Source organism: Pseudanabaena sp. lw0831 (assembly GCF_016584665.1).
Classification (GTDB): domain Bacteria; phylum Cyanobacteriota; class Cyanobacteriia; order Pseudanabaenales; family Pseudanabaenaceae; genus Pseudanabaena.
On the sequence record NZ_BBJB01000065.1, the window covers coordinates 1 to 14,761 of the forward strand.

At 41.7% G+C, this 14,761-nt stretch carries 16 protein-coding genes; 9 read left to right on the plus strand and 7 right to left on the minus strand.

The features are described from left to right. Positions 1-98 precede the first annotated feature (98 nt). The 7 genes from APA_RS12675 (at position 99) to APA_RS12705 (ending at position 5,448) form a co-directional block, all read left to right on the plus strand. Positions 99-1,646: an NAD(P)H-quinone oxidoreductase subunit N gene (locus APA_RS12675; protein WP_201322635.1), complete on the plus strand. Its 1,548-nt coding sequence runs from the start codon at positions 99-101 to the stop codon at positions 1,644-1,646. A gap of 116 nt (positions 1,647-1,762) precedes the next feature. Then, complete coding sequence (locus APA_RS12680; RefSeq protein ID WP_201322636.1) at positions 1,763-2,512, plus strand: abortive infection family protein; 750 nt, start codon at positions 1,763-1,765, stop codon at positions 2,510-2,512. A 110-nt stretch (positions 2,513-2,622) separates the two neighbouring features. Beyond that, positions 2,623-2,958: a DUF433 domain-containing protein gene (locus APA_RS12685; protein ID WP_201322637.1), complete on the plus strand. Its 336-nt coding sequence runs from the start codon at positions 2,623-2,625 to the stop codon at positions 2,956-2,958. A 77-nt stretch (positions 2,959-3,035) separates the two neighbouring features. Then, on the plus strand, positions 3,036-3,671 hold the full coding sequence (locus APA_RS12690) for a type I restriction endonuclease (protein ID WP_201322638.1): 636 nt from the start codon (positions 3,036-3,038) through the stop codon (positions 3,669-3,671). Positions 3,672-3,685: 14 nt separating this feature from the next. Next, on the plus strand, positions 3,686-4,045 hold the full coding sequence (locus tag APA_RS12695) for a DUF4926 domain-containing protein (RefSeq protein ID WP_201322639.1): 360 nt from the start codon (positions 3,686-3,688) through the stop codon (positions 4,043-4,045). Between the two features lie 87 nt (positions 4,046-4,132). Further along, positions 4,133-4,609, plus strand: a complete 477-nt coding sequence (locus tag APA_RS12700) for a hypothetical protein (RefSeq protein WP_201322640.1) — start codon at positions 4,133-4,135, stop codon at positions 4,607-4,609. A 41-nt stretch (positions 4,610-4,650) separates the two neighbouring features. Then, positions 4,651-5,448, plus strand: a complete 798-nt coding sequence (locus APA_RS12705) for an SH3 domain-containing protein (RefSeq protein WP_201322641.1) — start codon at positions 4,651-4,653, stop codon at positions 5,446-5,448. Between the two features lie 5 nt (positions 5,449-5,453). On the opposite strand, the gene APA_RS12710 is transcribed toward APA_RS12705, so the two are convergent. The 6 genes from APA_RS12710 to APA_RS12735 all read right to left on the minus strand — a co-directional run bounded on the left by APA_RS12710 (position 5,454) and on the right by APA_RS12735 (position 10,782). Then, a complete protein-coding gene (locus APA_RS12710; RefSeq protein WP_201322642.1) occupies positions 5,454-6,428 on the minus strand; it encodes an alpha/beta hydrolase in 975 nt (324 codons plus the stop codon). Between the two features lie 49 nt (positions 6,429-6,477). Next, on the minus strand, positions 6,478-8,037 hold the full coding sequence (locus APA_RS12715; RefSeq protein ID WP_201322643.1) for an adenylate/guanylate cyclase domain-containing protein: 1,560 nt from the start codon (positions 8,035-8,037) through the stop codon (positions 6,478-6,480). A gap of 207 nt (positions 8,038-8,244) precedes the next feature. After that, entirely contained in the window at positions 8,245-8,451 is a 207-nt protein-coding gene (locus APA_RS12720) for a hypothetical protein (protein WP_201322644.1), read from the minus strand. Then, entirely contained in the window at positions 8,451-8,627 is a 177-nt protein-coding gene (locus APA_RS12725) for a hypothetical protein (RefSeq protein ID WP_201322645.1), read from the minus strand. Before APA_RS12725 ends, APA_RS12720 begins: the two co-directional genes overlap by 1 nt. A gap of 41 nt (positions 8,628-8,668) precedes the next feature. Next, positions 8,669-8,959, minus strand: a complete 291-nt coding sequence (locus APA_RS12730; protein ID WP_201322646.1) for a DNA-binding protein — start codon at positions 8,957-8,959, stop codon at positions 8,669-8,671. Positions 8,960-9,048: 89 nt separating this feature from the next. Beyond that, positions 9,049-10,782, minus strand: coding sequence for a zinc metalloprotease HtpX (locus APA_RS12735; RefSeq protein ID WP_201322647.1), 1,734 nt, complete (start codon positions 10,780-10,782; stop codon positions 9,049-9,051). A gap of 308 nt (positions 10,783-11,090) precedes the next feature. Here APA_RS12735 and APA_RS12740 point away from each other — a divergent pair, with 308 nt between their 5' ends. Beyond that, on the plus strand, positions 11,091-12,410 hold the full coding sequence (locus APA_RS12740) for a 3-isopropylmalate dehydratase large subunit (RefSeq protein WP_201322648.1): 1,320 nt from the start codon (positions 11,091-11,093) through the stop codon (positions 12,408-12,410). A 122-nt stretch (positions 12,411-12,532) separates the two neighbouring features. Further along, positions 12,533-13,201 carry a hypothetical protein gene (locus APA_RS12745; RefSeq protein WP_201322649.1) on the plus strand — a complete coding sequence of 223 codons (669 nt, stop codon included), beginning with the start codon at positions 12,533-12,535 and terminating at the stop codon, positions 13,199-13,201. 94 nt (positions 13,202-13,295) lie between these two features. Here the strand turns inward: APA_RS12745 and APA_RS12750 are convergent, their stop codons facing one another. Continuing rightward, the gene (locus APA_RS12750; RefSeq protein WP_201322650.1) at positions 13,296-14,687 is read right to left on the minus strand and encodes an NAD-dependent malic enzyme; all 1,392 of its coding nucleotides are present in this window, start codon (positions 14,685-14,687) and stop codon (positions 13,296-13,298) included. Positions 14,688-14,761: the final 74 nt, after the last annotated feature.

Below are 14,761 nucleotides of genomic sequence, written 5' to 3' on the forward strand. Positions count from 1 at the left end.
CCCGCCATAACAATCTTGGGTTTGATCAAGTCATCAGAAATAAGAGCGACTCTATTTTTGCTATACAATTGCCATAGCAACAAACACATGAATTAAGTATGGATACAGCAAGTCTCAATGCTCTACTCAATAGTGGCGCGATCTTGCCAGAACTAATCGTCATTGGGACATTGGTACTCGTATTGATCGTCGATCTGATTGCATCAGGGCGTAAATCGGCAAATGTTCTACCCTACATTGCGATCGCAGGTTTAGCGGTTTCAACAGGTGCTTTGGTATGGCAATGGACAAGCTTAGAAAATCCGATCGCCTTTTTGGGTAGCTTTAATAGTGACAAACTCAGCATTATTTTTCGCGGCATCATTGCTATCTCGGCACTATTCACAATCCTCGTCTCTGTGCGTTATTTAGAGCAGTCAGGCGTAGTAGTAGGCGAATATCTGGTGATTTTGCTCAGTGCCACCTTGGGCGGGATGTTCCTCACTGGCGCAGACGAAATGGTGATGGTATTTGTCTCACTTGAAACCTTGAGTATTTCGTCATACTTGCTGTCAGGATACACCAAGCGCGATCCCCGTTCTAACGAAGCCGCACTTAAGTACTTATTAGTCGGTGCTGCTAGCTCAGCAATTTTCCTCTATGGCATGTCTTTGCTCTACGGACTCTCTGGCGGCGAAACTTCACTAGCGGCGATCGCATCGAAGATCACCGTGAGCAATACAGCCCTGATCATCTCCATGGTGTTTGTGATTGCGGGAGTTTCCTTCAAGATTTCAGCAGTACCTTTCCACCAATGGACTCCTGACGTATATGAAGGTTCACCAACTCCTGTAGTTGCCTTTTTATCAATCGGCTCGAAAGTTGCAGGTTTTGGACTTGCCCTCAGATTTTTAATTACCGTATTCCCTCTTGCTTCATTGCAATGGCATTATGTGTTTGTGGTCTTGACCGTTTTGAGCATGGTCTTGGGTAATGTCGTTGCGATCGCGCAAACTAGCATCAAGCGGATGCTTGCTTATTCATCCATCGGTCAAGCAGGATTTGTGATGCTCGGCATGGCGATCGACTCCGAAGCAGGTTATGCCAGCATGATCTTTTACTTGATCCTGTATCTATTCATGAACATGGGTGCTTTCGCCTGTGTGATTCTGTTTGCTTCTCGCACGGGAACCGATCAAATCAGCGAATACAGTGGTCTCTACCAAAAAGACCCTCTACTCACATTGGCTCTGAGCGTTTGCTTACTCTCCCTCGGTGGTATTCCTCCTCTGGCAGGTTTCTTTGGTAAGCTCTACATTTTCTGGGCTGGTTGGCAAGCTCAAGCTTATGGCTTGGTATTGTTAGCTCTAGTCATGAGTGTAGTTTCTCTCTATTACTACATCCGCGTCGTCAAGATGATGGTAGTCAAAGAGCCTCAAGAAATGTCTGAGTCGATCAAGAACTATCCTGAGATTTCATGGACTCAGGTTGGTATGAAGCCTTTACAAGCGGCGCTCGTATTTACACTTATATTTACTGCGATCGCAGGTATTGCTTCTAATCCTCTCTTCTCCCTATCCAATCAAGCTGTAAAAGAAACCAAGTTTCTCCAAGCTAAAGCTCCAATATCAAAACCAGTTGCAGTCTTACCAACAACTGCACAGTAAAAAAAAGGGACGCTTTGCGTCCCTTTTTTTGCGTTGTCTGTGGCATTTTCAGAAGTATCTTGGGTGTCGATTAGACTAATACATACAAGTTATATATAGCGCAGCTTTTAGAAATAATGACGACACGCTTAGAGAAAGTACGACAACTTCAAAATATTCTTATTGCCCGTGCAACACATGAAGATACGAAAGATGATGATTATAGTATTCTCCGTTTAGAGTTATTAAGAGATAGCACAGTCAGAGATCTTCTGCCTCAATTTGTTAGAACTTGTGATGAACTATCAAAATTCTGGGGTTTTATTAAATCAAAGTTCAGTACCTACCAAGAACGGAAAAACTTTATATGGGAAGAGTTTGGTTCGTTGATTATATCTTTAGAGCAAAATATTATTGCGGCTCAACCAGCAGATGACGACATTTCCACAATCCTTGTTGAGTTTGATACTGAACATGTGCATATTGCTTGGCAAAAAGCTCTGGAGCGCAGAGATGAAGATCCAGAAGCAGCAATTACTATGGCACGTACATTACTTGAATCAGTTTGTAAACATATTTTGGATGACGCAAGTATTGCTTACAGCGATAAAGATGATTTGCTTAAACTCTATAGAGAAACTGCTAAACAACTTAATATGGCTCCTGAACAGCATCAAGAAGAAGTCTTCAAGCAAATTCTTAGTGGTTGTTTTTCAGTAATTCACGGACTTGGAACCTTACGCAATAAGTTGAGTGATGCTCATGGTAAAGGGAAAAAAGCCATTAAACCATCTCCTCGACACACTACACTCGCAGTCAACTTAGCAGGGTCAATGGCTGCATTTTTGGTCACAACTTGGGAAGAAAGAGTATCGAAATCTACCTAAAAAATGGATTAAATAGTTAAAGAATACCTACAACAAACTTTAGATAGTTAATTTTCGAGGTGATCTAATTGCTTAGTTAAAATAGAATTTACATAAAAGAGTCAACAACTATGCTTTTAGAATACTATTTCGATTTTCTAAACCCTGATGACATAAGCATCAAAGGTCATCGTATAGGTATCCAAGATGTCATCAAATACTATTTAAGCGGCTATAGTCCCGAAGAAATTTTAGAAGAACTACCAAGCTTAAACCTAGAAAAAATCTATGCCGTAATTACCTATTATTGGCGTAATCGCACTCAAGTTGATGCATATATGTTCCGCCTAGAGCAGTCTCAGGAACAATACTATCAAGAATGGCTTAAAAAAGAACCTTCAGAAGTGATAGTAAGATTGCGATCTCATAGAGATCTGGTAAAAAAAGAACTTTTACGCATTTCATGAAAAGAAAATATGACTGTTTATGCAACTTTTTTAGACAAACTGTAAAATAGCTGTATCGGTTGACTGAGAATATTCCTATGGTTGTCACATTACCTATTTCTAAAACTATTTTAGCGATCGCAGATGTTGAAGACAAATTTCAACTTTTGCCTTGCACCGCGCCTACATTTTTTAGAGAATGGCAGGAAAATTTACCAGAACTCACCGAGATTGAATACGCAGCAATCGATCGCCTATTAGTACGATTTGCAGCACATAGAAGGCGAGGTATTTTAGCCGAAGGTGCTGTTGACAAGCTCATGATCTCACCATTGTTAGATTTGGTTGGCTTTTACGAACCTGAATACGAGGTGCGAACTGAAGAATCAGTTGAATTCGCGCTAGAAGGTGATGAAGAAGTTTTGCGCGGAAGAATTGATACTCTAATTGTGCGTGAAAAGCTATGGATATTAGTGATTGAGGCAAAACGCACGATTATGGCTTCGTTAGCAATGCCACAAGCTTTGTCATACATGATGTGTAACCCACAACCTGATATCCCATCTTTTGGGCTAATTACCAATGGTGATGAGTTTATTTTCCTGAAGGCGATCTCCAAGCCAACTCCCCTATACAGTGCTTCGCGATTATATTCAATATTTTTTCCCACTGGTAGTCAAGATTTAGCTGAAGTGTTCCGCGTCTTGAAGAAGATTAAGGAGCAAATAGGGTAGATACAAAGTAATTTATGAAACCTAAATTTCCTTTATTCTCTGAAGTTGTCTTGCTGCAAGATATACCCATGTATAACCTCAAACGGGGTTCAGTTGCTACGGTTGTAGAACATTATCCCATGACTGAATTGGCGCAAGATGGTTATAGTCTTGAAGGGTTTAATATTCCAAATGTGACAGTCGAAGTTGCCGAATCACAAATTATCTCTGTCGAACAATGGCAAAAAGAGATGAAAATACTAGAAAAACTACATCAATTAAGCGTAGTAAAACTAGTTCATTTAGAGTTGTACATCGAGAAACTATTAAGCGGCTACAGTCCCGAAGAAATTTTGGAAGAACTACCAAGCTTAAACCTAGAAAAATCTATTTAGCTGAAAATACTCTTATGGCTGTCACATTACCTATTTCTAAAACTATTTTAGCGATCGCATATACTCATAATGCTTTGGAGGATCGGAATGAGAGCTAAAGTTCTACCTTGCTTTTTTGCGATCGCGTTATCAGGCTCATTTACACAAGAACTCGTAAGTGCTCCACTAAAGAATAATTGCACATTGAAAGAAACTAATGGCGTTAAACAGGCAAGACTGTCTGGAGATGTGAGTGGAAAGCTCACATGGAATGCTTGTACCAGTATCATCCAAGTTTTTGTTTTCGAGTTCCCTACTAAGCGAGGTGTTCTATTAACACATGCGGAAGCACTCACTAAAGCAGCAAGTCTTGTACGAGAGTGGAGGAAAGAAACACAGACAGGATTAGATCCTTATCGTGAATTCCCTGAAGCTCTCGAAAAAAGAGCAATCCAGAAAAAGCGTTATGTCTTCGGTGAAAATATTCCAGTTAGTGACTTGCGGGGCTGGGCAGGAACATCAGTTAACATTAGTTCGTCTTCCCAAACAACCCAACTTACTATTCGGTATTGGGTTAATCCCTAATGGTTCTCCAGTTTTGCAGAAAGTCAGTTGGAATTGGATAAATGATAAAAAGTCTTGGAATCGCATTAATTATAGGATTTTCATCAATTAGTTGTCTTCCTGCTTTGGCAAGCACAAAGACTAATTTAGAATTGCCAAAATCTGAAACTGTTATTAACGAAGATATTGACAACAACGGAAAACCCGATCGCATTGTTGCTAGCTATTTTATTCGTCCAGTTTTAGTTCCCAAATATGACTCAAACGCTTGTCAGACATTATCAGGGAAGTTTGTGAGATATACCTTGTATGCTGATGGACAGCAAACAGGTAAGGTCATTCTTGAACAGTCCTATGGGACTAGTCTGGCTAGTTACTGGATTCATAAATTAACTTTGGATAAAGATCTAGATGGCAATGGGCGAAAAGAACTATTGTTTTACATGGGTGATGACACCAGTCAAGAGAGTATGTATCTCTTTATCAAGCCAGATGGAGTAAAGACAGTTTATCTTGGAGTTACGGATTTACCTGGAGCAAGTCTCAACGAAAATTTTGATTTGCAGTTTTTCAGAGGAGAAGTGATTGCACAATGGAATCAAATAGAACAGTTATGGAAGAGTCAAAACAAACGGTACGTATGGACGTTAGGCGATTGTGTCGAAATTCGGGAACGTCCAGATGCGCGATCAAATATTGTCAGTATGATGTCAAAGCATGAGGTTCTCACTGTTTTTCAGTCTCAAACAGATAGTGGTTGGATTGGGGTAGAGTTTCCATATGGAAAGAAAGGATGGATTAAAAAGAATAATATTAGTTTTACTTCGCCAGTAAGTATGATTCGTTTCGCCAAACCATAGAATACTTAATGCTCAGCAATTTTATCGATCGCAGTTTTTACCGCGTTTACAAGTAGCTCTGGCTGGTCTACCCATACAAAATGACCACTTTGACTTGCCTCAACTTGCAGACAATCTGTGGATAATTGGCTTAGCTCTAGATGCATTTTATCTCGTAACTGATTAATGCTTCTCAGAGGAATAAATGCAGTCCAAAATGCAGGCTTAAAGAAGGAAGCGGCTTTAATGCTAACTATAGGTAATGAGCCAAAATGTTTAGCGACACTCACTTGCGCTGAACTTTTGTCTAGATTGATGATCTCTCGGCTCATCGTAATCCAATGTTTGGGAAGACAAAAAGAACGCTTCACGCGATCGCGAGATTCTTCAGAAAAACTCCGTAACTCTGGCTTGATTAATTCAAATACTCTACATGTTTTCAATAATCGAATAACCCCAAATGCTGAGCCAAAGATAGACATCACAAAGCCTGACAGAAAAAACAACTTGAGAGCCTTTAATTGGAGCGGCATATTTAGCATCCCGATCTCATGCAGTCCATCGATGAGGACGATACCCGAAACTTTTTGAGGAAACAAGTGTGCATATAGTCGGACATTGTAACTACCAAAGGAATCGCCAACCAAGATGTAAGGTGGCTCGATTTTGGCTTGAGTTAGCAGTATGTCAAGTTCCTTTACAATTTGCCCGCTGGTGCGAGGATGTGGGCTATGGTCGCTCCATCCATATCCTGCGCGATCGCAAATACATACTCGTCCTAGTTTGGCTAATTCCTCTATCAGCAGATAGCCTTCTACGCCTCCTAAGCTATGGTCTAGCACGATTGTTGGTTTGGCTTCTCCTAGAGTATAAAGATGCAGCCGATATCCACCGACATCAATCAATTGACCAATAGGCGATCGCTTATCTTCTAAGTAGCTAGCGATCGCTTGATAAAGTGTCGTAAAAACCAGCAGAATAACTTGAATTGCGATCGGCATTATCAGACCTTGCTATATCTCGCTACATTTGAAATCACACAAGCTTGGGTCATTCATAAACCACTTCAAAGGCTGATAGTTTGTCAGCTTTCCCTTTTAAGGATAACTCACCAACAGAACGACAGGAGATTTTGTCTTGCACAGCCGTAAAAGTTTCCTTGCTGATTAATATCTGTTTAGCAATAGCTCTACTTTCAAGACGTGCCGCCACATTCACGACATCACCAAGGACAGTATAGTCCATTCGACGTTCGCTTCCCAAACAACCAGCTATAACTTCTCCTGTATTGATGCCGATGCCAAGATTGATAATATCTGTGTTAATCCTCATCTTGTTGATTTCAGCTACCTTGTGTTGGATGGCGATCGCACAACTAACTGCTCTTATTTCCTGATCGATTTGTTCGGTTGGAGCACCGAATACCAGCATAATTGAATCTCCAATAAACTTATCAATTGTGCCTTCATATTGGAAAACAATTTCAATGATGTCTTGAAAGTACCTGTTAAGTAGTGCAAAAATATCATCAGGAGAGGCAGTTTCGGCATAGGATGTGAAGTTACGAACGTCACAGAACACACAAGTTACTTTACGTCTTTCACCTGCAACGATCTCGGCAAAATCTGAGCTGTGCATAATCCGATCCACCACCTGCCGAGTGACAAAGCGGCTGAACATGTCTTGCATTTGGGCTGAGCGATATTTTTCATGTTCGAGTAGATGTTGAACACGCAGTAAAGGGTTTTGAGTGATGAATCTCTTGTAGGTATTAACCCCAACCTGTTTCGATCTCAAAAGGCTTCGAGAAAAGTCTTGGATTGTCTGATGTTTAGTAATTGGTAAAGGTGTAAGAATACTTTTTTCTAAATAATTCTGTAAAATTGGTCGTGTCTCATCATCAATCTGTAAAATTTCGTAGGTAGCACATCGACCTTTTGTTCCTTTTTGTTCACAGATCTCACAGCCCACTTCTTGCCATAGTTCTTCTGAGTGATGAGTACTGGGGTCTAACAATTGCATTGATTCGAGACTTACTTGAATTGGGCGCGCACAATTTGAACATAAGATAGGTAAAAGTGCCTGTGACCAAATACAAGAAAATAGCTGAAGAATTTCCGAGTAATTTATTCCTTTCCAATCTCGAAAACTGTAGACAACATCAATCCCTATATAAGGTGTGTCAATACTAGTAAAGATCCATCGTTTTTGTTGAGCTGCAAGAAAGACTGCACGATAGTTTCTTGAGTCCATTCTGTCAAAAACAAAAATACTAGAAGAATCTTGAATTGAATTTTCTATTGCTTCCATCCAAGCGATTTCTGTCGGTGTAACAATCTGAATTGACCAGTTTTCTGGTAGTTCACAATAGAAATTCAGATCTTCTGTAAAAAGTTTGACTGGTAATCCTGACTTGGTAAACTCTTGTACAATTGCTAATAAAATTGTGAGCTTACCTGTTTGAGTTTGACCAGTAGTGGCAAAAATGCCAGGTGAGCATTTCAGGATTCTTTGCACAAACTCTAACTCTAAGGTTGAAGTTGATGGAATCAAGTCTAGAAATGGAATTATACCTTGAAGTTTCGCGATTATAGGATTAGGAGGTTCCATAGATGTTAAACCATAAATTGTTAGCTGGAATTATGTTACCCCAATTTTTAGATGCAGAAAGACATTGGTGATCGCTTGCCGTGATTATCTAGCGATTAAGCGATCGCGGATTCCCAATTGATTAAGCCGTTGTTCAGTTTCTTGATGAATTAATGCAGTGTTATGTTGACGTTCTAAAAGATACGCATCAACTTCAGATTTAGCTATCTAGACTTTTGCTGCTTTCACTTTTCGCAAAACTGCTGCTTGAATTTTCTCGTCAAAATCAGGAGCATCTACAGTTGTAATAATCTCTCGTTTGCGATCAGCAAGTCTATCTAGATAAGCTCTGAAAGCAATCTTATCTTCACGATGCAGAAGAAAATGTTGTCTTAATTCCTGATCTGACATAGCCTCATAGTTAACTTCACTCATCAGAACACCTCTCCATTCGGCGTAATTTGGAACTCTAGATCTTCAGTATTTCCAGCCAAAACGTACAGATTATTTGTTCGCTCATCAATGCAGGCAATATGTACAGGCTGAAGCATAATATACGTTAACCAATAGATCAGACGATATAAGCCTCTCAGTTGAGCATCAGTAGGCATTTAAGTTTTTATTCCACACAATCCGATTGTAGCACTAGATTTTAGCGAATATATCTAATAATTTCAGCTTTATCTGTCAACCTAACAGAATCTGTTGTTGCTTCAATCATGGTCGCATGAGGAATAACTCGTTCCACATCAGTAATAGCACTAGAAATAGCCTCGGAAACAGACGAAGCCTCACGCATAAAATTTAGTGCAATATACCCTTTATTCCCAACACCAATTAAAGCGTCATCACACCCATTTTCATAGAGTTGCTCAACATACTCATTGGGGTCAACTTGTGAATCTGGGAGATTAAACTTCAACGTAAAGTCATAATCTTTCATAGCTCATTCTTTCTCTTTATACGAATTAGTTTTTACAAGAAAGAGAGGGCGATCGCCCTCTCTTTCTTGTGAGATATATGGGTTAGGAACTATTTAACGAAAAATAGTAGCGTACCGATCGCTAAAAAGACGATTGACAAAACCAAACCCCAAAAGGCAGGATGACTCGAAACTTTGTTGCCATTTTTGGTAGATAGAAGTTCTAAATCCATCCAAGATGCAACACCGCGACGGAACCAACCTTTTGCTGTGGTTTCTGTTCCGATCAAGCCTTCTACACGCTTCATTCCGAAGAAGAAATTACCAAAAGGGCCCCAACGCGAAGCATAGAGCAGATACATCATGCCAGTTTTGTCCTGTAACTTCAGGTCAGAACCAAACACATAACCTGCATCGCCACGACCAATCAGAGTTCCTTCCAATTGCACAGGTTGACCGCGCAAAGGGCTAGCGTAGGCATCAGACATGAGCATAATCACATCATTCGCAGGCGCATTCTTGGAACTTGGATACATGACCGATCGCTTAAAGATCATCACCGCACCAAGCAACAATAGAGGAATTGCCACAAATGCTCTCAGCCCTCCAATACTTGTGTATGTAGCAGCACCGATCGCTAAACCAACTGCGATCGCGATAAACTCTGCGCCATAAAGCAGGACATCTTGATAGAACGTTCCATAGAGACGTTTTTTGTCGAGGCGTTTACCTTCGGCAACTACATGTCCCATATCAAATTCCATATCTAAGCCCAGTTGCTCAGCATAGTTACTGAGAGCGCGAACTCGCTTACCCGTCAGCGGATGAGTCGAATTTAACTCCATCCACCATGCCCAAGGATTAAATAAATCCCAGAGAAATAGGCGACCAACTTTTTCTGGAGAAGAAGAAATTTGATAGGCAGTACCAGTAGAAGCCGCAGCTTTAGCATCGTAAATACCCAGAGCGCGAGTACCTTGCATCAAACGGCTTGGTTCTTTAGACTTCTCGGTTTCCTGGACAATGCCATAGGCAATTTTAACCAGAGAGCGAGATAGAGCATTAGGATTACCAGTCTGCTCAGCAGCAAAATGGTCAGCGAAATATTCTCTAGTGCGTGATAGGTAAAGCACCATATATGTACCAATGATGTAAAACGCATAGGCGATAAATGCCGTAACCATCGCTGCATTTTCGGCACGTTCATCATTAATTCTTTTGCCGAGTTCACGGATGGTGACATAGAGCAAATAGGTGATCTGCACCAATGTCGAAGCCACAGTCATCACCGCAAAATCCCAATGGACAATATGTCCCAATTCATGGGCATAAACGGTAGCAGCTTCATCATCGTCAAGATACTTAAACAAACCTGCACTGACTACTAGACGAGCGCTATCTGGCAAAGCGCCATAGGTAAAAGCAGTTGGATTATTATCATCAATGATGCCGAGGCGAGGCTGCTTCAGCTTCTTAAGACTACAGATGCGCTGAATCACACGCGCCGATTCGGGGCTGAGTCGCTCGATTTCTTCGATCTTCACCCAGCGAGTATGATAGAGCCAGCCTTGAGTCAAGTCCATGATCCAAGGCGACACAAAGAAAATAATCGCATTCACCACAATCGTGACTAGAACTGCAACGCCAAATCCAAGAATAGGGTTGGGACTATTGACGATAAAAATGGTGGCGGTAACTAGTGAAAATACAATCCCCACAAGTAAGGCGATCGTAATACTAGAGGCTAGCGCAAGGTTACCTGCGATTTTAGCTGTGGCAAGACTTGCGCCAACTTGAGCAGCCCGTCCTGCTTTTTGTGGAAGTTCTGATTCTGGTGTGGACATAAAATCCTCTATCAATTTTATTGAGACTTAGTTTGAGCCTTAGTTTGAGTATTAGTCCCGTATCATGATGTTTTTGTTGCAAGCTGCCCCAATCAACATCGACATAATTCAATACAAATTATGATATAGCGATCGCCATAATCATGATTTTACGTAAAGATTAAATTTCATCTGTCCGTAATAACAATTCTCAAAATGAGAATTGTTATTACGGACAGATGGGGATAACTTAAAAACTTCCGATCTCGGACTATAATTTAATTTACAAAACAAGTAGGAATCAACATCTACGCAAGGACATCACAATTATGGGAATGACACTCACCGAAAAGATTTTGGCAAAAGCGTCGGGCAAAAGTCACATTAGCCCAGGCGAAAATATTTGGGTGAATGCTGACCTGCTAATGACCCATGATGTCTGTGGCCCTGGCACGATCGGTGTATTTAAGCGTGAATTTGGTCAAGATGCCAAGGTGTGGGACAAAGAAAAATTAGTATTGATCCCCGATCACTATATTTTTACCAAAGATACAAGAGCTAATCGCAATATTGATATTTTGAGAGAATTTGCCAAAGAGCAAGACATTAAGTATTTCTACGACATTACCGATCTTTCAGATTTTAAAGCAAATCCTGACTATAAAGGTGTTTGCCATATTGCCCTTGCGCAAGAAGGTCACACGCGACCAGGTGAAGTACTATTTGGCACTGATTCACATACCTGTAATGCGGGAGCCTTTGGACAATTTGCCACAGGCATCGGCAATACCGATGCTGCCTTTGTTTTGGGAACGGGCAAATTATTGCTAAAGGTTCCTGCCTCGATGAAGTTTGTCTTTGATGGTGAAATGCCGCCTTACTTGTTGGCTAAGGATTTGATTTTGCAAGTAATTGGTGATATCGGCGTTAGTGGTGCAAACTATCGCGCTTTACAGATTGAAGGCGAAGCGATCGCCAAAATGACCATGGAAGAGCGGATGACGATCTGCAATATGGCGATCGAGGCTGGCGGTAAAAATGCCGTGATTGCGCCAGATCAGACTACCTTCGACTATGTGCGATCGCGCACTGACAAGCCCTTTGAGTCGCTCTACGCCGATGCTGATGCTGAGTACTATTACGTCAAGCATTACGATGTCTCCAAACTAGAACCCGTAGTGGCAAAGCCTCACTCTCCTGACAATCGCGCTCTTGTTCGCGAAGTGCAAGATGTGAAGATCGATCGCGTATATATCGGCTCCTGCACTGGTGGTAAAACAGAAGACTTCTATCACGCCGCCCAATTGATCAAAGGTCAACAGGTCAAGGTTCCCACTTACCTTGTACCAGCAACACAGAAGGTTTACAACGATCTATTCAGCTTGAAGATTGATGGCTTGACACTCTCAGAAATCTTCTTGCAAGCGGGTTGTATTGAACCAGCTTCACCATCCTGTGCTGGTTGCTTGGGTGGACCACAAGATACATTTGGGCGCGTCAATGAAGCGGAAGTTTGTGTCTCGACGACAAACCGTAATTTTCCTGGTCGAATGGGTAATAAGCAAGCGCAAATTTACCTTGCTTCGCCCTATACGGCGGCGGCTTCTGCTTTGACAGGACATATCACCGATCCACGTGATTTCATGTAATACCAATTCTCAACTAGATAGGATGGGCAGCGCTTCGCGCCGCCCATCCTATCCCTAAAATGTCAACGTCATTTTGACAACTGGTATAGTTTTTTGCTTAAGGCAATGTGTCGGCAATATAAATGTGTTCAAGTAGTACAAGTATTAATAGTTTGGTCAAAACAAAAGTTATTGAATGTTATGGATCCCAAGGATATGAAGTTATTCACCAACCTCATATTCAGCAGCTTCCATTCGATTTAAATGGATATAGCCCAAATTTACTGGTAAAAATATCCGAAAATCAGGGATTTATTGTTGAGGTAAAAGATGTGGCGACAAATTTGCCAGTTTCTCACTATCGAGAGGTTGCCAAAAATGTTGCTGAGCATAGTGGCTGGCGATTTTTGCTGATCACTGGAGAAGATGCAACGCCGATCGCTGAAGAAGATATTCCAGATCATAAACTTACGCAATCACAAATCTTGCATCGCAAAGAACGGATCGCCAAATTAATCTCGATTGGAGAACATGAGGCTGCTTTTCTATCGCTTTGGATATTTGCCGAGATCTTGATGCGAAGACATGCAAGACACAAATTAATTCCAATTGATCGCTTACCAACGATTTTGATGATCAATCATCTTCACGATCAGCTAGGCATTTCTAATCATCAGTTTGAGAGAGCGATCGCTTTGAACGAAATTAGAAATCGTGTCGCCCATGGATTTCCAGTGAAGTCAATCAAACTAAATGATGCGATCGAAAGACTCCTAAATTTAGTTGATGAATTTATCTCCATGCAAACATAACCGAGATTCGTAGGGGCAATTCATGAATTGCCCCTACGAATCTTGGTTAATGCGTAAGTCCTAATAAAAGGGCGTGCAAAGCACGTCCTTTTATTTATGCGTTAGCTAGTCCTTGCTGACGTGCTACTGCATGTACTGCGGCAGCAACAGCATGAGAAACGCGGGGATCAAATACAGAAGGAATGATAAAATCAGGAGCAAGATCGCTACTGCTGACTAAAGAGGCGATCGCTTGCGCAGCACCTAAATTCATTTGAGTCGTGATTTGGGTAACCCTTGCATCAAGTGCACCACGGAAAATCCCTGGGAACGCCAATACGTTATTGATTTGGTTGGCATAGTCACTGCGACCTGTGGCGATCACTGCGACATCGTTTTCCACTAGTTCAGGCTGAATTTCGGGATTAGGATTTGCCATTGCAAAGACAATTGGTGCAGGAGCCATACTTCTGACCATCTCAGGCGTAAGAGCGCCCTTTACACTTAAGCCGATAAACATGTCAGCCCCTTTGATCACCTCTGCGAGAGAACCAGAGCGATCGCTAGCAAATTCTAGTTTTTCAGCCGTGAGATCGGGGCGATCTTTGCTAATACAGCCTCTAGAGTCGCACATCTCGATTCGCTTCACACCTGCTTCACGCAGAAGACGAGCTACAGCGATACCTGAGGCTCCAGCTCCATTCATCACAATTCGCACTGTGTCGATAGGTTTGCTGACAACTTTGAGGGCGTTGAGTGTAGCCGCAACTACAACGATCGCTGTGCCATGTTGGTCATCATGATAAACAGGAATATCTAATTCGGCTTTGAGTCGTCTTTCAATTTCAAAGCAGCGTGGAGCGCTAATATCTTCGAGGTTTATGCCACCGAATGCAGGAGAAATGCGTTTTACGGTTTCCACGATTTCATCGACATCTTTAGTATTCAAGCAAATCGGGAATGCATCTAGTCCAGCAAATTGTTTGAAGAGCATGGCTTTACCTTCCATGACAGGCATGGCAGCTTCAGGACCAATATCGCCTAGTCCCAAAACAGCCGTACCATCGGTAACTACAGCGATCGTGTTGCATTTAATCGTGTAGTCATAAACTTTGCGTTTATCTTCCGCGATCGCCATGCAAACGCGCCCAACCCCAGGGGTATAGACCATCGCAAGATCATCTTGATTTTTTACCGCAACTTTTGCTTCGAGATGGATTTTGCCACCTTTATGAACTTGGAAAGTGCGATCGTAAACTTCAAGAATGCGAATTTCGGGGACTGCCTTGACAACGGCAATCAATTTGTCCATATGCTCGGTACTATAAGCATTTACGTTGATATCGCGCACTGAAATTTTGCGAGTCTGTTGGATGAGGTCAATCTGTCCGAGATTCCCTCCCGCTTCAGCTAGAACGCCAATGACTGAAGATAGCATTCCTGCGCGGTTGAGGAGTTGCACGCGGATGGTTAAGCTAAAGCTGGGATTAGGTGTTAGTTGTTGCATCGTGAAGAGTAAGTAATTGCATAGAGTCAGGCTTTGCCTGACTCTATGCAATGTTACCTGATTGTTTGTTTGCA

Bases quoted from the DNA above. Each gene is read 5' to 3' on its own strand.
- APA_RS12695 (WP_201322639.1), top strand. From the start codon at position 3,686: ATGAAACCTAAATTTCCTTTATTCTCTGAAGTTGTCTTGCTGCAAGAT.
- APA_RS12675 (WP_201322635.1), top strand. From the start codon at position 99: ATGGATACAGCAAGTCTCAATGCTCTACTCAATAGTGGCGCGATCTTG.
- APA_RS12730 (WP_201322646.1), bottom strand. From the start codon at position 8,959: ATGAAAGATTATGACTTTACGTTGAAGTTTAATCTCCCAGATTCACAA.
- APA_RS12740 (WP_201322648.1), top strand. From the start codon at position 11,091: ATGGGAATGACACTCACCGAAAAGATTTTGGCAAAAGCGTCGGGCAAA.
- APA_RS12725 (WP_201322645.1), bottom strand. From the start codon at position 8,627: ATGCCTACTGATGCTCAACTGAGAGGCTTATATCGTCTGATCTATTGG.
- APA_RS12715 (WP_201322643.1), bottom strand. From the start codon at position 8,037: ATGGAACCTCCTAATCCTATAATCGCGAAACTTCAAGGTATAATTCCA.
- APA_RS12720 (WP_201322644.1), bottom strand. From the start codon at position 8,451: ATGAGTGAAGTTAACTATGAGGCTATGTCAGATCAGGAATTAAGACAA.
- APA_RS12745 (WP_201322649.1), top strand. From the start codon at position 12,533: ATGTGTTCAAGTAGTACAAGTATTAATAGTTTGGTCAAAACAAAAGTT.
- APA_RS12750 (WP_201322650.1), bottom strand. From the start codon at position 14,687: ATGCAACAACTAACACCTAATCCCAGCTTTAGCTTAACCATCCGCGTG.
- APA_RS12680 (WP_201322636.1), top strand. From the start codon at position 1,763: ATGACGACACGCTTAGAGAAAGTACGACAACTTCAAAATATTCTTATT.
- APA_RS12690 (WP_201322638.1), top strand. From the start codon at position 3,036: ATGGTTGTCACATTACCTATTTCTAAAACTATTTTAGCGATCGCAGAT.
- APA_RS12700 (WP_201322640.1), top strand. From the start codon at position 4,133: ATGAGAGCTAAAGTTCTACCTTGCTTTTTTGCGATCGCGTTATCAGGC.
- APA_RS12685 (WP_201322637.1), top strand. From the start codon at position 2,623: ATGCTTTTAGAATACTATTTCGATTTTCTAAACCCTGATGACATAAGC.
- APA_RS12705 (WP_201322641.1), top strand. From the start codon at position 4,651: ATGATAAAAAGTCTTGGAATCGCATTAATTATAGGATTTTCATCAATT.
- APA_RS12710 (WP_201322642.1), bottom strand. From the start codon at position 6,428: ATGCCGATCGCAATTCAAGTTATTCTGCTGGTTTTTACGACACTTTAT.
- APA_RS12735 (WP_201322647.1), bottom strand. From the start codon at position 10,782: ATGTCCACACCAGAATCAGAACTTCCACAAAAAGCAGGACGGGCTGCT.